The following is a 20,456-nucleotide window of genomic DNA, read 5'->3' as shown; positions in this document are numbered from 1 at the left end:
AAAAGTGTGCTCCCCGCCTGGGCGAGAAACAGCTAAAGGGCGGGATTATAGCGTAAACACGGCGCGGGATGATCTAGGGATTGTGGCGACCGGTTGTCACTGCAGGCCTAGCGGAAAATCTCGATGCTGCCGTCCTTGTTCTGGCGGTAGACGGTGTAGGGCAGCACGAGGGTGTCCAGCAAGCCGGAGGCCACGAGCTCGGCGGCGAAGATCGGCAAGGAGCCGGACGCATCGCGCGTGTGCTCTTTGGTGGTGTCGGGGGCGCCGTTCAATGTGCAAAAACCGTAGATCACCCCGCTGTAGATACGCGGCACATTTTCACAGTAACTGCGCGATTCCTTGAGGTTCTGGCTGGCGACAGCGTCCGGGCGAAACACCGTGTTGATGGTGCCGCACGCGGTGATCGAAAGGACCATAGCGGCGAGCAGAAGATTCTTTGTAGGATTCATGAGCAATTCCTTTTGGCAGCAGCCAGACAGCTTAACCCAGGGTTGCGTATGACGTGGCAGCGGCAGACGGCAGGAAGAGTATTCGGCAAAGAGCGGCTGAATCGTTAAACTCGCGCGCTTTTGCGTGCTATATGGATGTTGGTTTACTCATGAAAGCTGTTGCTCCTACTCGTTTCGCGCTGCTGCTTCCCGGTCTTTTGGGGCTGTGTCACAGCGCCCAGGCCGACGAAGCACCGCTGGTCCTCGACCCGAGCGTGGTCACCGGCTCGCGCAGCGCCAGCCCGTCGTTTGACCTGCCTTACTCGGTGGACAACATCAGCCGTGAGCAGATCAGCGACGGCCAGCTGGGCATCAACGCCTCGGAAGCCCTGTCTCGCGTTCCTGGCCTGGTGGTGCAAAATCGCCAGAACTACGCCCAGGACTTGCAGATTTCATCCCGCGGCTTCGGCGCCCGCTCGGCGTTTGGGGTACGCGGCATCAAGCTGATCGCCGACGGCATCCCCGCCAGCACCCCGGACGGCCAGGGCCAGGCCGCCACGTTCAACCTCGACACCGCCGAGCGCATCGAAGTCCTGCGCGGCCCGGCCGCCACGCTGTATGGCAGCAATGCGGGCGGCGTGATCCAGATGTTTTCCCGCAACGGCGAAGGCCCGCCGCGCATCGGTGCCGAGACGCTGGTGGGCAGTGACGGCCTGAGCAAAAACCACCTGACCGCCGAAGGTGCGGCAAACGGCGCAGGCTTCGTGCTCGACGCCTCGCGCATGGACACCGACGGCTATCGCGACCATAGCAGTGCGCGCCGCGACCAGACCTTCGCCAAGCTGAATTTCGAGCCGGATGACGACAGCAAGCTCGCGCTGATCTACAGCAGCCTGGAGCAGAACGGCACGCAGGATCCGCTCGGGCAGGCGTGGGATGCATACAAGGCGGATCCGCGCTCGGTCAGCAGCGCCGCCGAGCTGTACAACACCCGCAAAAGCATCGACCACCAGCAACTGGGGATGAACTACGAGCGGTATTTTGGTGATGCGACGCTGCAGGTGAATGCCTATACCGGGCGGCGGAGTGTGATTCAGTATCTGTCGATTCCCAAAGGCACACCCGCCAACGAACGCGGCGGCGGCGTGGTGCAGTTCGACCGCAAGTTCTACGGCGGCTCCGTGCGCTGGATGCAACCGATTGACAGCGTGCCGGGCGAACTGATGATCATCTCCGGCGTGGATTTCGACCAGAGCGAAGACAGCCGCCACGGCTATCAGAACTACAGTGGCAACACCCTGGGCGTAAAAGGCCAGCTACGCCGGGATGAAATCGATACAGCCCGCAGCCTCGATCCGTACATCCAGGCCAACTGGGCCATCGACCGCTGGACCCTGCAAGCCGGGGTGCGCCACAGCACCATGGAACTGGACGTCGACGACCAGTTCCTGAGCAACGGCGACTCCAGCGGCAACAAGACTTACCAGAAAAACACCCCGTCAGTCAGCGTGATGTACGCCTTCACCCCCGAGTTGCACGGTTACGTCAGCGCCGGCAAGGGTTTCGAAACACCGACCCAGGCGGAACTGGCGTATGCGCCGGGCAATATCGAAGGGTTCAACTTCGGCCTGAAGCCCTCCGAAAGTACCCAATATGAGGTGGGACTGAAGGCGCAGTTGAATGACACACGGGTCAACGCCGCCGTCTTCCAGATCACCACCGAGGATGAGTTGGTGGTAGACCAATCCATTGGCGGCCGCACCAGCTACCAGAACGCCGGCCGCACCCTGCGCCGTGGCTTCGAGTTGGGCATCGAAAGCCAGCTCAGCGAACAGTGGAGCACCAACATCGCCTACACCCGCCTGCAAGCCACCTACGACAGCGACTTTATTGGCGGCGGCAAACCCGTGGACAAAGGCAACTACCTCCCCGGCGTCCCGCAAACCACGCTGTTTGCCGAACTCAACTGGAAACCCCGGGACTGGGTCAGCACCGCCGTGGAAGGCATGTATCGCAGCAAGGTCTACGTCGAAGACACCAACCAGCAACACGCGGCGCCGGGCTACAGCGTCTTCAACTGGCGCGCACGGTTTGAACAGAAGGTGGAGCACTGGACGTTCCACCAAACCCTGCGCCTGGACAACCTGCTGGATCGCCAGTACGTAGGGTCGGTGATTGTTGGGGACGGCAACGGCCGCTATTACGAAGCGGCGCCAGGACGCTCGTGGTACGCAGGCGCAGGCGCCGAGTACACCTTTTAGCAACCGACACCGGACTTGTGGCGAGGGAGCTTGCTCCCGCTGGGCCGCGCAGCGGCCCTAAAACCTCTAACCCACTTCTTTCGGCAACCGCTGATCAATCACCCGATGCAACGCGCTGCTCTCGGGCCAGTTACGCATGAACCGCGCCCGATCCCTGGCATAGGCCGGGGCGAAGCTGCCCAGGGAGCCATGCTGACACATCGAATCCAGGTCAATCAGCGCCCAGCGATCCTCATGCCAGAACAGGTTATGCCCCTTGAAATCCCCATGACTGATGCGCTCGCGGATCAGCTCGGCGAACAGGTAATCAAGGGCAACCAACTCAGCCTCAGACGCCTCGCCACTTTCAACATACGGCGCAAACCGCTCAATGATGTCCGGCCCCGGCAGGTACTCGGTCACCAGGTAAGCCCGGCTGCGCAGCCACAGGAAACGCTTTTCCAGCAACGCCAGCGGCTTGGGCGTGGCGATACCGAGGAACGCCAGGCGATTGCCTTCGCGCCAGGAATGCCAGGCCCGGCTCGGCCGCCAGAAGCGCTTGAGCCAATGGGCGAAACCCTTGATGTTGTAGCGTTTGATCACCAGCGGCCGACCGTCAATGTCGACCTTGGCAACGCTGGCCGCCCCGCCGGTCTTATACAGGTGGCCCTGGTCGAGCAGCGCATCGGCCCGGTCCAGCACCGGCAGCATCGCCGCTTCTTCCTCGCGGCGAATCGCGCGCAGGGCAAACGGCCCGCGCACCACGCTGAACAGCGTGCACTCGCGGCCAACCTTGTTCAGGTAGTCTTTCAAGCGCCAGGTGCTGACTTTGCGCACCTGCTTCTGCAACGCTTCCAGCGGCAGCGCGTGTTCGCCATTGCTCAGCAGGTAATACACCAGCAACTCTTCGGTAAACGGCTCGATATTTTTCGGCAACTGCGCGAAAAACACCCCGAGGTTTTCCAGCACCCGGTTGCGGGACAGTGGCTTGCCCGCCTCTTCGACGCAGATCCCGGCACCGTCGATCAAATACAGCTTTCCATCCTGGCGCAGCAGGTTGTCCAGGTGCAGGTCTTCCTGCCACAGGCCCTTGGCGTGCATTTGCGCAATCGCACCCAGCGCCTCGGCGAGCACCGCCTGTTGCTCGTCGGCCAACGGCGGCAAGCCTTCAACGGCGTGCCAGGCATCGGCCAGGCTGTCGGCGCCCTCCAGAAACTCGAACAGCAGCCAACCGCCCTCGCCTTCCTGCAGACCATCGGCCAGCAATAGCGGTGTGGTCAGGCCTTGCTCGGCCAACAACCGCACGCCCTTGAGTTCACGCTGAAAATGCCGCGCTGCCTTGCTGCCCACCAGCAGTTTGGCCAGCACCGGGCGGCCGCGCCATACGGCTGCGCCGACATAGCGCTGGCCCGGCAATACCCGCAGCAGGTTGAGCAGTTGCAACTGCCCAGGCCCGGCGGCGTCCGCCAGTTCGATGCTCAAGGGCAGGCTGGGTGTGCGGCCGGCTTTTTTCAGCTCGGACAAACGCATCAGCGGTTCTCCTTGTGACTGCGCCGTGCCGCCAGCCGTTGGTGCCACGTTGCGACCAGCGCACTGTCCTCAGGCTGAGCCAGATACGCCGCCAATAACTGGCGAACCTGATCGTGCGACCACTGCGGCGCACGGCGCAACAGCGGCTCCAGGTCCTTGACCCGGTCACGCCAGCCGAACAACAGCGGGCGGGTTTTCTCCAGGTCGATCAACTGCGCCGCATAACCATCGCCGCTGGCCTGCAGGAAAATATGCTTGGGGTAAAAACAGCCATGCACCTGGCCCACGCTGTGCAGACGGCGCGCCAATTGACCGCAGGCCAGCAGGATCGCCCGCTGCTGCGCCTCGCTCAATTCAGGCCATTGCTCCAGCAACGAATCCAGATCATTCCAGCCATCCAGCGCCCGGGTCAGCAACATCGCCCGATGCTCGCCCGCCACTTTGCGCTCGCCGAAAAACGCCGCCTGCAACGCCGGGATTCCCAGCTGCCGATAGCGACTGATGTTACGAAACTCCCGGGCAAAACTCGGCTCGCCGAACGGCCGGTGCAGGGTGCGCGTCAGGTAGTTGCTCTGACGCTTGAGGTAGTAACCCTGGCCTTCGAGTTCGAGGCGAAACACGCTGCTCCAGCCGCCGCGACTGGTGTTGGGCTCGTCCACTGCATCCAGTTGCTTGGCCCACAGCGCGTCAAACGTGTCGAGGCCGTTGCGCTCGAGCAGTGCCCGATCTTCGGCCGCCAGGAAATCACTCATTCTCGCCCCTCGAAAAACTTCACCACGTGGCGAATTCGCTGTTTGTCCGACGCGCCCAGGTGTTTGCGCTGACGGTACTGCATGTAGAAACGCAGGCGCTGGGTGGCCGACAGGTGATACTTGGCCACCTTGTCCAGGCAGGCCAGGTCCTTGGTGATGCGGTATTTGAGCCAGAACCCGCGCCAGAAATCGCCATTGGGGCAATCGATCAGGTACAGGGTTTGCTGGTCGTCCACCAACAAGTTGCGCCACTTCAAATCGTTGTGGGTAAACCGGTGGTCGTGCATGGTCCGCGTGTATTCCGCGAGCTGGCGACTGATGTTGTTGACCCACACCGGGTCAGAGAGTCGCGGGTCTTTGCGCTCGGCCAATGCCGACAGGTCTTCGGTCTTCGGCAGTTCGCGGGTGATCATCGCGCCACGGTGATAAGCCAGGCCTTTACGCTCCAGGCCCCAGGCAATCACGTCGGCGGTGGGAATGCCCCACTTGGCGAAACGCTTGAGGTTCTGCCATTCGGACTTGACCCGTGGCTTGCCCAGGTAGCGGCGCAAGCCCTTGCCCGCCCCGACGTAACGCTTGACGTAATAATTGACCCCGCCGCGCTCCACGCGAATCACTTCGGACAACGGATCACGGGTCAGCCGCTCGCCTTGCAAGGCGAACACCGCCTCCAGGCTACCAAAGTCATCCGCCAGGGCGGCGTAGGCAGGTTCCAGGTTCCAACCCGCCATCAGAGCGCATCCCCGTATCGTTGCTTGCGTGCGTAAAGCTTGGCAGCCATGCGTTCCAGCGCCGCCAGCAGCGCGCTTTGCTCGCCCAGGATCTGGCGCAAAGGCTGCTGGAAGTAGGCCTTGAGAAACCGCAGTTTGTCGCGCCGGGTCAAACCAATCTCCAGGGCGGAGTAGTAAAGCCCCGCCAGGTCCTTGTCACGCCAGCGCCGTGGAATCTTCGAACGCACCTGGGCACGGTGCAGGTCGATCACCGAAAGCTTGATGTTGTGCACGGTGACCGGTTGGTCGGTGTGCAACAGGAAGTGGCACAGGTAGCAATCACGATGGTTCACGCCACCCCGATGCATCGTGCCCAGGGTGCGCGCAAGTTCAACGGTAAGGGCGTGCCGAATCGCCGGCACGGGCGGCTGCTTGACCCAGTCCATGGTCAGGTCTTCAAGGCTGACAATGGGCGCCAACTCTTGCGTGACGATGAACGAGTGCTGATCGGCCGGGTTGCTGCCTTTTTCACCGAAGGCCACGCCGGTCATGGTGGGCACGCCGAGCTCCTGCAGACGCTGGATCGCATCCCACTCCTGGCCCGCGCCCAATACGGGCAACTTGGCCGTGATCAGGTTCTTGAGGATTTCACCCCAGCCGATTCCCCGGTGGATCTTCACAAAATAATGGCGGCCGTCCACTTCCGTACGCAGGGTACGGCGCGCGGCCAGCTCACGAAACACCTGGCCGTCCAGCTTCTCGACTTCGGCGAACGCATCGCGTCCGGCCCACAGGGTCTTGAACGGTTCGGCAAGAATCAACTTCATCGGTTTGGCTCCGCCAGAATCAGGTCCGCAGCGTACTGCGGCATGCTATAGAGGTCGGCCGTCTCAGCGAAGGCCAGACCATTGCGGCTCCAGGCCGCGCGCGCTTGTGGATCGTCGAGCATCTCCACCAGGTACTGGTTGAGCTGGGCCTGCTCGAACGGTTCGTCCAACACCCGACCACTTTGGGCCTCATCGATGTAAAACGCGTAGCCGCAGACCTTGCTCACCAGCACCGGGAGGCCGGCGACCACCGATTCGATCAGCACCATGCCGGCCGCCTCATTGTATGCGGGGTGGATCAACAGGTCGGCGCCCAGCAGAAAACGCGGGATATCGCTGCGGCCCTTGAAGAACTGCACCTGGTCGCCCAGGCCCAACGCAGCACTCTGCAACTGGAATACTTTGGGGTCGTCCTGCCCGATTACAAATAGCCGGGCGCGTTTCTTCAGATTCGACGGCAGCGCGGCCACGGCCTTGAGGCTGCGATCGACGCCCTTGGTCTTAAAGCCCGAGCCGATCTGAACCAGCAGCAAATCTTCGTCGGCCAGGCCGAATTCGCGACGAAACTCGGCACGGATCTCGGCAGCGTTGGGCGGCGCGCGGCGGTCGCGGGCGATACCTGGCGGCAGCAAATGAAAACGCTCGGCCTGGGTGCCGTAATACTGGGTGAACAGCCGCTGCTGGTGCTCGGAAAGCACCATGATTTGCGTCCTGGCGTCTTTGTCGAACACTGCACGCTCGTATTCGGCGAAGTGCTTGTACCGGCCGAACCAGCGATACATCGGGTTGCGCAGGGTCTGTGCCTTGTCTTCGAACACACCGTCGGCGGCGAAGTACACGTCCAGCCCCGGCATCTTGTTGAAACCCACCACGCGGTCAACCGGCCGCTTGGCCAGGTCGGCCTGGATCCAGGCGTAGAGCTTTTCATTGCGCCGATGGTTGACCAGCGCCTTGACCGGCGCCACCAGCACTTCAAAGCCCGGCGGAACATCGCCTTCCCAGATCAGCGTGTAGACGCGAATCTGGTGGCCGCGCTGCTGACACTCCAGGGCAATGCGCATGAAGTCGCGCTGCAGGCCGCCAAAGGGGAAGTATTTGTAGAGGACAAAAGCCAGTTGCATCAGTGTTCCTCAGCCAATAACAACGTGCTTAATCGCGTTGCGACACGCTCAGGGTTCAGGCGAGTGAAGCACAGTGGCCACTCGCGCTTGAGATCAAACCGGCGCTGGTCTTCGGCGGTCGGTTGATAGGTGCATTTCTTTTGCAGGCACGGCGCACACGGGAAGTCGCTGGCCAGGTGGATCTGCGCCTTGCCGTAGGCGCCGGTCAGGCCGGGATTGGTGGGGCCGAACAGGGAAATCGTCGGCACATCCAGCGCGGCGGCGAGGTGACCGAGACCGGTATCCACCGCAACACACGCCTTGGCGCCCGCCAGCACACGGGCAACGCCCGCCAGGTTCAGCTTGGGCAGCACTTCGGCGTTTTTCAGGCCTTGGGCCAGGCGTTCGGCACGGGCTTTTTCGGCGGCGTTGCCCCACGGCAATTTCACGTCCACGCCAAAGCGGTCCATGCGCTCGGCCAGGTCGCGCCAGTAGGCTTCCGGCCAGTGCTTGGTGTCCCAGGTGGTGCCGTGCAGCAGCAGTACAAACGGTTTTTTCGGCGGCAGGCCCAGCAGTTTTTCGACGCTGAGGCCGTAATCACCCAGGCCTTTTGGCAAGTCGTAACCGAGGGCGACGGCAAACAGTTGGCGCAAGCGCTCCACCGCATGCTGCCCGCGGGCCACGGCCAATCGCCGGGAATAGAAATGCGCCGCCAATGGCTCACGAGCCGACTGTTTGTCGAAGCCGGCCACCGGCGCGCGCACGTAGCGGGTCAGCCAGGCACTTTTCAGCAAGCCCTGGGCGTCGATCACCAAGTCGTATTTGGTCGACTGCACGCTCTTTTTGAAGCGCCGCCATTCGCCACTCTTGAAGGTCTGCCAGAGGTTCTTGCGCCAGCGGCGGATCGCCACCGGGATCACCTTGTCCACCGCCGGATGCCAGGTGGGAATCTCGGCGAAGCCTTCTTCCACCACCCAGTCAAACCGGATGCCCGGGATCGCCCGCGCCGCGTCGGTCAACGCCGGCAAGGCATGAATCACGTCGCCCAGGGATGAGGTCTTGATTACCAGTACCCGCAACTTAACGGACCTCGACCACAGTGCCCTGCAACCGCTGCAACGCATCGCTGACGGGTTGCGGCAGCAACTGGCGCAGGCAGTTGTAGTGGCCGAAACGGCAGGTGCGGTCGAAACACGGGCTGCAATCCAGGCCCAGGCGCACCACTTCCACCTGGTCGGCCAACGGCGGGGTAAACCTTGGCGACGTCGAGCCGTACACCGCCACCAGCGGGCGGTTCAGCGCCGCGGCCACGTGCATCAGGCCGGAGTCGTTGGACACCACCGAATCGGCGCAGGACAGCAGGTCGATGGCCTCGGCCAGGGATGTGTCACCGCTCAGGTTGACCGCTTCTTCGCGCAGGCCCGGGATCAGGCGCTGGCGAATATCCTCGCCCACCGAATGATCGTTTTTCGAGCCGAACAGCCAGACTTGCCAGCCCTCGCGGATCTTCATCTCCGCGACTTTGGCGTAATGCTCCGACGGCCAGCGCTTGGACTCGCCAAACTCGGCGCCAGGGCACAGCGCCAACACCGGACGGTCCAGCTCCAGCCCGAACTTGGCCAGGGCAGCGTCGCGGGTAACCGGGTCGATTTGCAGGCTCGGGCGCGGATAAGGCGTCGGCAACTCGGCACCCGGCGCGTAGGCCAGGGCCATGAAGCGCTCGATCATCAGCGGGTAGCGGGCCTTGTCGAGCTTGCGCACGTCGTTGAGCAGGCCATAGCGAAACTCGCCACGCCAGCCGGTGCGCTTGGGGATACCGGCGAAAAACGGCACCAGTGCCGACTTCATCGAGTTAGGCAGCAGGATCGCCTGATCGTACTGGCCGGCCAGGGACTTGCCGATGCGTCGACGGGTCGCCAGCTCCAGTGCGCCGTGGCCGAGCGGGAAGCTCAAGGCCTGGCGCACTTGGGGCATGCGCTCAAGAATCGGCCGGCTCCACTCGGGGGCGAGCACGTCGATTTGGCAGTCGGGATGGCGTTGTTTGAGGCACTGGAACAGTGTCTGCGCCATCACCATGTCACCGACCCAGCTGGGCCCAACGATCAGAATATTCATGTAGTTTCCACAAACGATACGGGGAGGCTCATGCCTCCCCGCCTTATATATAGTGTTTCAGCTTAACCCCAGTTCATGCCAGATTCGCTGCACCTGACGCCGCTCGTCAGCGAACTGGTCCCCGGCCACCGTACCGGCCTCGTTCTGCAAGGCCTGGCGGTGAGCGGCGGAACGGTAGGCTTTATACACCTCGCGCAACAAATGGGCATCGGCGGCGGGCATCAACCCGACCTGCTCCAGGCCTTCCAGAATGCGGATATTGTCGGTGTAGCGCAGCAACGATGGATGTTGCGCAGACCACGCCAAAGCCGCGTATTGCACCATAAATTCAATATCGACGATACCTCCGGCGTCCTGCTTGAGGTCGAACGCCACCGTGGGTTCGAAGGCATTCGCCGCCGTTCCCGCCGCGGTGGACTTGGTGCCGAGGTTGTCGCGCATCTTCGCGCGCATCTCGCTGACCTCCTGGCGCAGCTTGTCCAGGTCCTGTGGACGGCCCAGTACTTGGGCCCGCACTTGCTCAAATGCACGACCGACATCCTGGCTGCCCACCAGCACCCGCGCACGGACCAGCGCCTGGTGTTCCCAGGTCCAGGCTTCGTTTTCCTGGTAGCGCGCAAACGCCCCCAGGGAACTCACCAGCAAACCGGAGGCGCCCGACGGCCGCAGGCGCATGTCCACTTCATACAGCTGCCCGGAGTTGGTCTGGGTGGTCAGCAAGTGAATGATCCGCTGGCCCAACCGGGTAAAGAACTGCGCACCGTCGATCGGCTTGGCGCCATCGGTTTCGGCTTGCGGGTCACCGTCGTGGATGAACACCAGGTCCAAGTCCGAACCATGCCCCAATTCGATGCCGCCGACTTTCCCATAACCGACAATGATGAAGCCAGGATCGCACAAGGTGCCGTCCACCCGCTGTGGCGAGCCGTGGCGCGCGACGGTCTGGCGCCAGGCCAGGGCCAGCACTTGCTCGAGGATGGCTTCGGCGAGCCAGGTCAGGTAGTCGCTGACTTTCATCAGCGGCAGGCTGCCGGCGATTTCCGAGGCGGCCACCCGCAGGCGGTGGGCCAGCTTGAAGTGACGCAGGGCTTCCATCTGCTGCTCAAGGTCATCCTCGGGGATGCGTGTCAGGCGCTCGCGCAACTCGGCGGCCAGTTCCGGTGCCAATGGCGGCTTGAACAGGCGACCTTCGTTGAGCAATTCGTCCAGCAGCAGCGGGAAGCGGGTGATCTGCTCGGCAATCCACGGACTGGCGGCGCACAGGGTCAGCAGGCGACGCAAGGCGTCGGGGTTTTCCGTCAGCAGTACCAGATACGCAGAACGTCGGGCCACGGCCTCTACCAGCGGCAATACCCGTTCAAGTACCAGGTCCGGGTTGGCGTGCTCGACGGCCTGAGCCAGCAGGCGCGGAATAAATGCATCCAGACGCTCGCGCCCCAATCGCTGCATGGCGCGCAATTGCGGGCTGCTGCGCAGGCCAGCCAAGGCTTTCAAGGCTTTGGGCGCGTCGGTGAAACCGCCTTCCTGCAACTGCCGGCAAGCGGCCTCTTCGTCCTGGGACTCTTCCCACAGCGGCAACCACTCACCGCCCACCACCAACTCGCTTTCTTCGCCCTCTTCTTCGTCCGGGTCGGCGATCACCTGACGGAAATGCCAGTCCACCCGGCCACGCCAGTACATCAGGCGCTCATGGAACGCGGCCCAGTCCGGGAAGCCCATCATGAAGGCAATCCGCGCCTGGTCTTCGGTGCCGTCCGGAAGCATTTGGGTCTGGCGATCGGCAATCGCCTGGATCGCGTGCTCGGTGTAGCGCAGGAATTCATAGCCATCGCGCAGCTCGGCGATCACCGCCGGCGGCAGGTAGCCCTGGCCTTCCAGCGTGCCCAGCACTTTTAGCAGCGGCCGCTGTTGCAGGCTCAGGTCGCGGCCACCATGGATCAGCTGGAACGCCTGGGCGATAAATTCGACTTCGCGGATGCCGCCCGAGCCCAGCTTGATGTTCTCGGCCATGCCCTTGCGCCGCACTTCCTGCTGGATCAGCTGCTTCATGGTGCGCAGCGCTTCGATGGCGGAGAAATCCAGGTAACGCCGGTAGACAAACGGCCGGAGCATGTCGAGCAGTTGCGCGCCGGCCACCTGGTCACCGGCCACCACCCGCGCCTTGATCATCGCGTAGCGTTCCCAGTCGCGGCCCTGATCCTGGTAGTACTGCTCCAGCGCGTTGAAGCTGAGCACCAGCGCCCCGGCTGAACCGTAGGGCCGCAGGCGCATGTCGACGCGAAATACAAAGCCGTCGACGGTCATCGGGTCCAGGGCCTTGATCAGTTTTTGACCAAGGCGGATGAAGAACTCCTGGTTATCCAGCGGGCGCTTGACGCCCACGGTGTCGCCACCTTCCGGGTAGGCGAAGATCAGGTCGATATCGGACGACAGGTTCAACTCCACGGCGCCGAGCTTGCCCATGCCGAGGATGACCATGTGCTGCGGCTCGCCGCTGCGACGGCCGGTGGGCGTGCCGAACAGGACGCAGTGGCGCTGGTACAGCCACTGGTACGCCTGGTCGATGCTGGCGTCGGCCATGTCCGAGAGGTCACGGCAGGTTTGCACCAGGTCCGCCTGTCGGGTCAGGTCGCGCCAGATGATCCGCACTTGCTGGCGGGTGCGCTGGCGGCGCAGAACGCGGCCCAGTTCGTCTTCTGTTTCGGCTTGTTGCACGGCAGCCGCAATCTGGCCGCACAGCTCACCAGGGGCAAAGCTGCGGTCCAGTTCGCCCCAGGCCACCAGCTCCAACAACATCAAAGGGTCACGAACACTCTGTTCAATGACGAAATCACTGGCGGCGCACACACGGGCAAAGTCAGCCCAACGTTGCGGCGTCCACGCAGAAAGGCCATTATCGCCGTCCAATCCGGCCACGGCGTCACGAAATGACTGCTCGGCCCGCTTGGCAAATGGAAGCAGGATGGCCGGCAATTCGGCCTGCACTGGAAGGCTCATGGTCTATCCTTGATCGGCGCGTAAATGGCTTGTTGCTGTGAACGCAAGAACCACGCTCGGTGAAGGACTGTCGAACAAAGGTTATAAATAGCTGAAATTAAATTTATTTTGGCAGGCAACATCAAGATTTCACCTTTTCTTGTTCGCAAATGACCAACAATAACGATTATGCTCGCCAGCTAGACCGAGCAATCCGCTCAGTCTTGTGTAGTTTTACTACTCGTATATACATTCGAAAGGCTGAAATGGCCGACGATTTGTAGTAAAACTACAGGACGCCGAAGCAACCTTCGGCCATCCAAGAATTTATGTCGTCTGCCCACAAGGCCAGTCGCAAACTTCAGGCAACCGATTCTGGTAGCCTTTCCGCCCTGGAGCAAGCCATGCAAGACCTCGATCCCGTCGAAACCCAGGAATGGCTGGACGCCCTGGAATCGGTTCTCGACAAAGAAGGCGAAGACCGTGCTCACTACCTGATGACCCGTATGGGCGAACTCGCGACCCGCAGCGGCTCGCAACTGCCTTACGCCATCACTACGCCATACCGCAACACCATCCCTGTTACCCACGAAGCACGCATGCCTGGCGACCTGTTCATGGAACGCCGCATTCGCTCGCTGGTACGTTGGAACGCCATGGCGATGGTAATGCGCACGAACTTGAAAGATTCGGACCTGGGCGGTCACATCTCCAGCTTCGCTTCCAGCGCAACCCTGTATGACATCGGCTTCAACTACTTCTTCCAGGCCCCGACCGAAGAACACGGCGGCGACCTGATCTACTTCCAGGGCCACACCTCGCCAGGCGTCTACGCCCGTGCGTTCATGGAAGGCCGCATCACCGAAGAACAAATGAACAACTTCCGCCAGGAAGTCGACGGCCAGGGCCTCTCGTCCTATCCGCACCCTTGGCTGATGCCTGATTTCTGGCAGTTCCCGACGGTATCCATGGGCTTGGGCCCGATCCAGGCGATCTACCAGGCACGCTTCATGAAGTACCTGGAAGCCCGTGGCTTCATCCCTGAAGGCAAGCAGAAAGTCTGGTGCTTCCTGGGCGACGGCGAGTGCGACGAGCCGGAATCCCTGGGCGCCATCTCCCTGGCTGGCCGCGAGAAGCTGGACAACCTGATCTTCGTCATCAACTGCAACCTGCAGCGCCTCGACGGCCCGGTTCGCGGCAACGGCAAGATCATCCAGGAACTCGAAGGTGTGTTCCGTGGTGCTCAGTGGAACGTGACCAAAGTCATCTGGGGCCGTTTCTGGGACCCACTGCTGGCCAAGGACGTCGACGGTATCCTGCAACGTCGCATGGACGAAGTCATCGACGGCGAGTACCAGAACTACAAAGCCAAAGACGGCGCGTTCGTACGTGAACACTTCTTCAACACGCCTGAACTCAAGGCAATGGTTGCAGACCTGTCCGACGACGAGATCTGGAAACTCAACCGTGGCGGCCACGACCCGTACAAGGTCTACGCGGCGTACCACGAAGCGGTCAACCACAAAGAACAACCTACCGTCATCCTGGCCAAGACCATCAAGGGTTATGGCACCGGTGCCGGCGAAGCGAAAAACACGGCGCACAACACCAAGAAAGTCGATGTCGACAGCCTGAAGTTGTTCCGCGACCGCTTCGACATCCCGGTCAAGGACGAAGAGCTGGAGAACCTGCCGTTCTTCAAGCCAGAGCCAAACAGCGCCGAAGCCCGCTACCTCAGCGAGCGTCGCACTGCACTGGGCGGTTTCGTGCCACAGCGCCGCGCCAAGTCTTTCGACATTCCTACTCCGCCACTGGATACCCTCAAGGCTATCCTGGACGGCTCGGGCGACCGTGAAATCTCCACCACCATGGCCTTCGTGCGAATCCTCGCGCAGCTGGTCAAGGACAAGGAAATCGGCTCGCGTATCGTGCCGATCATCCCGGACGAAGCCCGTACCTTCGGTATGGAAGGCATGTTCCGTCAGTTGGGCATCTACTCCTCCGTCGGCCAGCTCTACGAGCCAGTCGATAAAGACCAGGTGATGTTCTACAAGGAAGACAAGAAGGGCCAGATCCTCGAAGAAGGCATCAACGAAGCGGGCGCCATGAGCTCCTTCATCGCTGCCGGTACTTCGTACTCCAGCCACAACCAGCCAATGCTGCCGTTCTACATCTTCTACTCGATGTTCGGCTTCCAGCGTATCGGCGACCTCGCCTGGGCCGCTGGCGACAGCCGTACCCGTGGCTTCCTGATCGGCGGCACCGCCGGCCGGACCACGCTGAACGGCGAAGGCCTGCAACACGAAGATGGTCACAGCCACATCCTGGCCGGCACCATCCCGAACTGCCGCACCTTTGATCCAACCTACGGCTATGAGCTGGCGGTGATCATCCAGGACGGCATGAAGAAGATGACCGAAGAGCAGCAGGACGTTTTCTACTACATCACCGTGATGAACGAGTCCTACCAGCAGCCAGCCATGCCGGCCGGTGTCGAGGAAGGCATCATCAAGGGCATGTACCTGCTCGAAGAAGACACCAAGGAAGCCGCTCACCACGTGCAACTGATGGGCTCCGGCACCATCCTGCGCGAAGTGCGTGAAGCTGCGAAAATCCTGCGTGAAGAGTTCAACGTCGGCGCTGACGTATGGAGCGTTACCAGCTTCAACGAACTGCGTCGCGACGGCCTGGCCGTAGAGCGCAGCAACCGCCTGCACCCGGGCCAGAAGCCTGCGCGCACCTACGTTGAAGAGTGCCTGGCTGGCCGTAAAGGTCCGGTGATCGCCTCTACCGACTACATGAAACTGTTTGCTGAACAAATTCGTCAGTGGGTACCGTCCAAGGAATTCAAAGTCCTGGGCACCGACGGTTTCGGCCGTAGTGACAGCCGCAAGAAGCTGCGTCACTTCTTCGAAGTCGACCGTCACTTCGTGGTGTTGGCAGCCCTGGAAGCCTTGGCTGACCGTGGTGAAATCGAACCTAAGGTGGTAGCAGACGCTATCGTCAAGTTCGGGATCAACCCGGAAAAACGCAACCCACTGGACTGCTGAGGAGACTTTCTGTGAGCGAACTCATTCGCGTACCTGACATCGGCAGCGGTGAAGGTGAAGTAATTGAACTGTTTGTGAAGGTCGGCGACACCGTCGAAGCCGACCAGAGCATCCTGACCCTGGAATCGGACAAGGCGAGCATGGAAATCCCTGCTCCCAAGGCCGGCGTGGTCAAAAGCCTGAAAGTGAAGCTGGGCGACCGCCTGAAAGAAGGCGACGAACTGCTTGAGCTGGAAATCGAAGGTGCCGCTGATGCGGCCCCTGCGGCGGCCGCTCCTGCTGCTGCCCCGGCTGCCGCTGAAAAGCCTGCCGCTGCTGCCGAGGCCCCTGCGGCCCCGGCTGCTGCACCTGCTGCTGCCGCTACCGTCCAGGACATTCATGTTCCGGACATCGGTTCGTCGGGCAAGGCCAAGATCATCGAGCTGCTGGTTAAGGTCGGCGACACCGTCGAAGCCGACCAGTCGCTGATCACCCTGGAGTCCGACAAGGCCTCCATGGAAATCCCTTCGCCGGCTGCCGGTGTGGTGGAAAGCATTGCCGTGAAGCTGGAAGACGAAGTCGGCACCGGTGACTTCATCCTCAAGCTGAAAGTAGCGGGCGCTGCGGCTCCTGCTGCTGCCGCTCCAGCCGCCGCTGCTCCGGCCGCCAAGGCTGAAGCTGCACCTGCCGCTGCGCCTGCGCCTGCTGCAAAAGCCGAGGCCGCACCGGCTCCGGCGGCTGCACCTGCGCCAAGCGGTGCCAAGGTTCATGCCGGCCCTGCCGTGCGCCAACTGGCCCGTGAATTCGGCGTCGAGCTGAGCGCGGTCACTGCCAGCGGTCCTCACGGTCGCGTGCTGAAGGAAGACGTGCAGGTTTACGTCAAATCCATGATGCAGAAGGCCAAGGAAGCTCCGGCTGCCGGCGCTGCTACCGGTGGCTCGGGCATTCCGCCGATCCGCACCGTCGACTTCAGCCGCTTCGGCGAAATCGAAGAAGTGCCGATGACCCGCCTGATGCAAATCGGCGCGGCCGGCCTGCACGCCAGCTGGCTGAACATCCCGCACGTGACTCAGTTCGACCAGGCCGACATTACCGACCTGGAAGCTTTCCGCGTTGCGCAGAAAGCCGTGGCCGAAAAGGCTGGCGTGAAACTGACCGTGCTGCCACTGCTGCTCAAGGCTTGCGCGCACCTGCTCAAGGAACTGCCGGACTTCAACAGCTCGCTGGCGCCTAGCGGCAAGGCGATCATTCGCAAGAAGTACGTGCACATCGGCTTTGCCGTCGACACGCCGGATGGCCTGCTGGTACCGGTCATCAAGAACGTCGACCAGAAGAGCCTGCTGCAGCTTGCCGCTGAGGCTGCCGCACTGGCTGCCAAGGCCCGTGACAAGAAGCTCACCCCGGACGACATGCAGGGCGCGTGCTTCACCATCTCCAGCCTCGGGCACATTGGCGGCACTGGCTTCACGCCAATCGTCAACGCGCCGGAAGTGGCGATCCTCGGTGTTTCCAAGGCCACCATCCAGCCTGTGTGGGACGGTAAAGCGTTCCAGCCGAAGCTGATGCTGCCACTGTCGTTGTCCTACGATCACCGTGTGATCAATGGCGCCGCGGCTGCACGCTTCACTCAGCGCCTGAGCCAGTTGCTGAACGACATCCGCACCATCCTGCTTTAAGCCTCAACAGGTCTTCTGCCCGTGCAGAAGACCTGGTTTTACCGATTTCCGAGCGCCACGCTCGTACCTCAACCCCGCCAATTGGCGGGGCTTTTTTTGCCTGCTTTTCGCACAAAAGTTGGACACGGAAATTGAGCTTGTACACCGCCCATCACCCCGGTTGCAGAAAACCGCCCGCTGGCCGATAACCCACTTATAGCACTTAGCCTTCATCCTCTCTTGTCAGCCCGTGCTGCATGATGCAACCTTGCCGCAGGCAACAGTAAAGAGGGCGTGAGCCCGGCGCGATGCGCATTTTTCCAAGCGAGTTTCCCCATGAAAAGCCAACCCGATGTCGCCCGTACGGCGGCCGAGGTAGTGACGCAATTACCGGTGCCTTCGCGCCTCGGTATGCTGCGTTTCGAGCGGCTTAATGAGGCAAGCTGGGCCCTGCTGTACCTCGACCCCAACTGCGAACGCCAATTCGGCCTGCCCGCCGTGGAATTGTGCGCCCTGATCGGCTCGCCCTACGCCAGCCTGATGGAGCCCCAGGCGCGCTATCAGTTGCATGACGCGATCCAGGAACAGCTGACCATCAGCCCGCATTACCTGGTGCGCTACACCCTGCACACCAATGACGGCCCCTTGAGCCTGCTGGAACTGGGCGAGGCCTACAAGCAACACAATCGCCACCTGCTGCGCGGCTACCTGATGGTGGTCGACGGCCTGTTCAGTGATATGCCGCTGGCCCCGGCGGCGGATCTCGAAAGCCAGAACAGCCGCCTGCAGATCGCCCTTGAGCTCAACCAGCGTGCCCAGCAGGAACAACTGCAGCACCTTGAGCGGGTGCGCGCCCAGCAGGAGCTGATCCTGCTGCTGGCCCGCCAGCGCTACAGCACCAATAACTCACTGCGCGAAGCCGCCGAGCTGATAACCCGCAGTGCCTGCGATATCTACCAGATTGACTGCGCCAGCATCTGGAACCTCGAAAACCAGCACCTGGTGCCGATTTCCGCCTACCACCGCGACGATCAGCAACACCACTTGCCTGAACCGATCGATGCGAGCAGCTTCCCGGACTATCTGGAAGCCCTGCAAACCAGCCGTGCCATCGACGCCACCAACGCCATGCGCGACCCGCGCACCCGGGAAATGGCCGAGAGCCTGCGCCCGCGGGATGTCCACGCCATGCTCGACGCCAGTATCCGCGTCGACGGCAATGTGGTCGGCGTCCTGTGCCTGGAGCAAAGCGGGAGCACCCGCGCCTGGCAGTCCGACGAGATCGCCTTTGCCGGTGAACTGGCCGACCAGTTCGCCCAGGTGATCAACAACCACAACCGCCGCACCGCCACCAGCGCCCTGCATTTGTTCCAGCGGGCGGTGGAGCAAAGTGCCAACGCATTCCTGCTGGTCAATTGCGACGGCGTGGTGGAGTACGTCAACCCCAGCTTTACCGCGATTACCCAGTACAGCACCGAAGAAGTCCACGGCCACCTGCTGTCGGAACTGCCGGCGCTGGAGAACCTCAGCGAGTTGCTGTTCGATGCACCTTCAAGCCTGGCCAAGAGCAACAGCTGGCAAGGCGAGTTCAAGAGCCGGCGCAAGAACCTCGAACCCTACTGGGGCCAGTTGTCGATCTCCAAGGTGTATGGCGATAACCGCGAGCTGACGCACTACATCGGCATCTACGAAGACATCACCCAGACCAAGCTGGCCCAGCAGCGCATCGAGCGCCTGGCCTACACCGACAACCTGACCAACCTGGGCAACCGCCCGGCGTTCATCCGCAACCTCGACGAACGCTTTGCCCGGGACAGCGACAGCCCCATCAGCCTGCTGCTGGTAGACATCGACAACTTCAAGCGGATCAACGACAGCCTTGGCCACCAGACCGGTGACAAGCTGCTGATCAGCCTGGCACGGCGCCTGCGCAACAGCCTGACTGCCAGCGGCAGCCTGGCGCGGTTTGCCAGTAACGAATTTGCCGTGCTGCTGGACGATACCGACCTTGAGAGCGGCCAGCAGGTCGCCAGCCAGTTGCTGGCCACCCTCGACAAGCCGATGTTCGTCGACAACCAGTTGATCAGCGTCACCGGCTCCGTGGGCCTGGCCTGCGCGCCGCTGCATGGCCGCGACCCGCAAACCCTGATGCGCAACGCAGGCCTGGCGCTGCACAAGGCCAAGGCCAACGGCAAACACCAGGTTCAGGTGTTTACCGAAGCACTGAACGCCGAAGCCAGCTACAAGCTGTTCGTGGAAAACAACCTGCGCCGTGCCCTGACCCAGAACGAGCTGGACGTGTTCTACCAGCCCAAGCTGTGCCTGCGCAGCGGCCGCCTGCTGGGCATGGAAGCGCTGTTGCGCTGGAACCATCCGGAAAAGGGCATGATCCGCCCCGATCAATTCATCAGCGTGGCTGAAGAGACCGGGCTGATCATCCCCATCGGCAAATGGATCGCCCGCCAGGCCTGCCGCATGAGCCGACAGCTAACGTCTGCCGGCATGGGCAACCTGCAGGTGGCGATCAACCTGTCGCCCAAGCAGTTTTCCGACCCGGACCTGGTGGCCTCGATTGCCGCAATCCTCAAGGAAGAACAGTTGCCGGCCAACCTGCTGGAACTGGAGCTGACCGAAGGCCTGCTGCTGGAAGCCACCGAAGACACACGCCTGCAACTGGACCAGTTGAAGAGTTTTGGCCTGACCCTGGCCATGGACGACTTCGGCACCGGTTACTCGTCGCTGAGCTACCTGAAGAAATTCCCGATCGACATCATCAAGATCGATCGCAGCTTCATTCATGAAATCCCGGACAACCAGGACGACATGGAAATCACCTCGGCGGTGATCGCGATGGCCCACAACCTCAAGCTCAAGGTCGTGGCCGAAGGCATCGAGACCGCTGAGCAACTGGCGTTCCTGCGCCGCCACCGTTGCGACGTCGGCCAGGGCTACCTGTTCGACCGGCCAATCCCGGGCTCCGAGTTGTTGAAGATGCTTAAACGTTATCCTCGCGGGCCAATCGCCTGACAGCGCGGTAACACTCGGGCACACTGGCAGTCTGAATTCTTATCTGTAACTCAATCTGACTGAGAGG

The 20,456-nt window shown here is 61.9% G+C and carries 13 protein-coding genes; 4 read left to right on the top strand and 9 right to left on the bottom strand.

Features of this window, described 5'->3' with window-relative positions; genetic code table 11:
• Positions 1 to 107: 107 nt before the first annotated feature.
• The gene (locus tag V3W39_RS07150) at positions 108 to 449 is read right to left on the bottom strand and encodes a YceK/YidQ family lipoprotein (protein ID WP_294735561.1); all 342 of its coding nucleotides are present in this window, start codon (positions 447 to 449) and stop codon (positions 108 to 110) included.
• A gap of 149 nt (positions 450 to 598) precedes the next feature.
• Between V3W39_RS07150 and V3W39_RS07145 the strand changes: the two genes are divergently transcribed.
• On the top strand, positions 599 to 2,689 hold the full coding sequence (locus V3W39_RS07145) for a TonB-dependent receptor family protein (protein ID WP_330212428.1): 2,091 nt from the start codon (positions 599 to 601) through the stop codon (positions 2,687 to 2,689).
• Positions 2,690 to 2,755: 66 nt separating this feature from the next.
• On the opposite strand, the gene V3W39_RS07140 is transcribed toward V3W39_RS07145, so the two are convergent.
• Genes V3W39_RS07140 through glnE form a run of 8 tightly spaced genes read right to left on the bottom strand, consistent with a single transcriptional unit; the run spans position 2,756 to position 12,699 of the window.
• Complete coding sequence (locus V3W39_RS07140) at positions 2,756 to 4,198, bottom strand: lipopolysaccharide kinase InaA family protein (protein WP_330212427.1); 1,443 nt, start codon at positions 4,196 to 4,198, stop codon at positions 2,756 to 2,758.
• The gene (locus V3W39_RS07135; RefSeq protein ID WP_177041206.1) at positions 4,198 to 4,950 is read right to left on the bottom strand and encodes a lipopolysaccharide kinase InaA family protein; all 753 of its coding nucleotides are present in this window, start codon (positions 4,948 to 4,950) and stop codon (positions 4,198 to 4,200) included. Before V3W39_RS07135 ends, V3W39_RS07140 begins: the two co-directional genes overlap by 1 nt.
• Positions 4,947 to 5,681: a lipopolysaccharide kinase InaA family protein gene (locus V3W39_RS07130; protein WP_177041204.1), complete on the bottom strand. Its 735-nt coding sequence runs from the start codon at positions 5,679 to 5,681 to the stop codon at positions 4,947 to 4,949. The genes V3W39_RS07135 and V3W39_RS07130 overlap by 4 nt, the downstream gene beginning before the upstream one ends.
• Positions 5,681 to 6,487: a lipopolysaccharide core heptose(I) kinase RfaP gene (gene rfaP / locus V3W39_RS07125; protein ID WP_177041203.1), complete on the bottom strand. Its 807-nt coding sequence runs from the start codon at positions 6,485 to 6,487 to the stop codon at positions 5,681 to 5,683. The genes V3W39_RS07130 and rfaP overlap by 1 nt, the downstream gene beginning before the upstream one ends.
• The gene (locus V3W39_RS07120; RefSeq protein ID WP_330212426.1) at positions 6,484 to 7,608 is read right to left on the bottom strand and encodes a glycosyltransferase family 4 protein; all 1,125 of its coding nucleotides are present in this window, start codon (positions 7,606 to 7,608) and stop codon (positions 6,484 to 6,486) included. Before V3W39_RS07120 ends, rfaP begins: the two co-directional genes overlap by 4 nt.
• The gene (gene waaC / locus V3W39_RS07115; RefSeq protein ID WP_177076099.1) at positions 7,608 to 8,666 is read right to left on the bottom strand and encodes a lipopolysaccharide heptosyltransferase I; all 1,059 of its coding nucleotides are present in this window, start codon (positions 8,664 to 8,666) and stop codon (positions 7,608 to 7,610) included. The genes V3W39_RS07120 and waaC overlap by 1 nt, the downstream gene beginning before the upstream one ends.
• 1 nt (position 8,667) lies before the next feature.
• Positions 8,668 to 9,702, bottom strand: a complete 1,035-nt coding sequence (gene waaF, locus V3W39_RS07110; RefSeq protein ID WP_330212425.1) for a lipopolysaccharide heptosyltransferase II — start codon at positions 9,700 to 9,702, stop codon at positions 8,668 to 8,670.
• A 57-nt stretch (positions 9,703 to 9,759) separates the two neighbouring features.
• Positions 9,760 to 12,699, bottom strand: coding sequence for a bifunctional [glutamate--ammonia ligase]-adenylyl-L-tyrosine phosphorylase/[glutamate--ammonia-ligase] adenylyltransferase (gene glnE / locus V3W39_RS07105; protein WP_330212424.1), 2,940 nt, complete (start codon positions 12,697 to 12,699; stop codon positions 9,760 to 9,762).
• 383 nt (positions 12,700 to 13,082) lie between these two features.
• Between glnE and aceE the strand changes: the two genes are divergently transcribed.
• The 3 genes from aceE (at position 13,083) to V3W39_RS07090 (ending at position 20,389) form a co-directional block, all read left to right on the top strand.
• The gene (gene aceE, locus V3W39_RS07100) at positions 13,083 to 15,728 is read left to right on the top strand and encodes a pyruvate dehydrogenase (acetyl-transferring), homodimeric type (protein WP_177041194.1); all 2,646 of its coding nucleotides are present in this window, start codon (positions 13,083 to 13,085) and stop codon (positions 15,726 to 15,728) included.
• Positions 15,729 to 15,739: 11 nt separating this feature from the next.
• Positions 15,740 to 17,383: a dihydrolipoyllysine-residue acetyltransferase gene (gene aceF / locus V3W39_RS07095; RefSeq protein WP_177041192.1), complete on the top strand. Its 1,644-nt coding sequence runs from the start codon at positions 15,740 to 15,742 to the stop codon at positions 17,381 to 17,383.
• Positions 17,384 to 17,698: 315 nt separating this feature from the next.
• Positions 17,699 to 20,389: a putative bifunctional diguanylate cyclase/phosphodiesterase gene (locus tag V3W39_RS07090; protein WP_177076095.1), complete on the top strand. Its 2,691-nt coding sequence runs from the start codon at positions 17,699 to 17,701 to the stop codon at positions 20,387 to 20,389.
• Positions 20,390 to 20,456 lie beyond the last annotated feature (67 nt).

Origin of the sequence: Pseudomonas sp. Z18(2022), from assembly GCF_036346535.1 — a bacterium.
GTDB lineage: Bacteria > Pseudomonadota > Gammaproteobacteria > Pseudomonadales > Pseudomonadaceae > Aquipseudomonas > Aquipseudomonas yamanorum_A.
Note: the sequence above shows the minus strand (reverse complement) of the source record. Positions and strands in the feature narration are given on the sequence as shown.

Coding starts and splice junctions, on each gene's coding strand:
- V3W39_RS07145 (WP_330212428.1), top strand. CDS start 599: ATGAAAGCTGTTGCTCCTACTCGTTTCGCGCTGCTGCTTCCCGGTCTT.
- V3W39_RS07120 (WP_330212426.1), bottom strand. CDS start 7,608: ATGCAACTGGCTTTTGTCCTCTACAAATACTTCCCCTTTGGCGGCCTG.
- V3W39_RS07090 (WP_177076095.1), top strand. CDS start 17,699: ATGAAAAGCCAACCCGATGTCGCCCGTACGGCGGCCGAGGTAGTGACG.
- rfaP (WP_177041203.1), bottom strand. CDS start 6,487: ATGAAGTTGATTCTTGCCGAACCGTTCAAGACCCTGTGGGCCGGACGC.
- V3W39_RS07130 (WP_177041204.1), bottom strand. CDS start 5,681: ATGGCGGGTTGGAACCTGGAACCTGCCTACGCCGCCCTGGCGGATGAC.
- glnE (WP_330212424.1), bottom strand. CDS start 12,699: ATGAGCCTTCCAGTGCAGGCCGAATTGCCGGCCATCCTGCTTCCATTT.
- aceE (WP_177041194.1), top strand. CDS start 13,083: ATGCAAGACCTCGATCCCGTCGAAACCCAGGAATGGCTGGACGCCCTG.
- waaF (WP_330212425.1), bottom strand. CDS start 9,702: ATGAATATTCTGATCGTTGGGCCCAGCTGGGTCGGTGACATGGTGATG.
- V3W39_RS07140 (WP_330212427.1), bottom strand. CDS start 4,198: ATGCGTTTGTCCGAGCTGAAAAAAGCCGGCCGCACACCCAGCCTGCCC.
- V3W39_RS07135 (WP_177041206.1), bottom strand. CDS start 4,950: ATGAGTGATTTCCTGGCGGCCGAAGATCGGGCACTGCTCGAGCGCAAC.
- V3W39_RS07150 (WP_294735561.1), bottom strand. CDS start 449: ATGAATCCTACAAAGAATCTTCTGCTCGCCGCTATGGTCCTTTCGATC.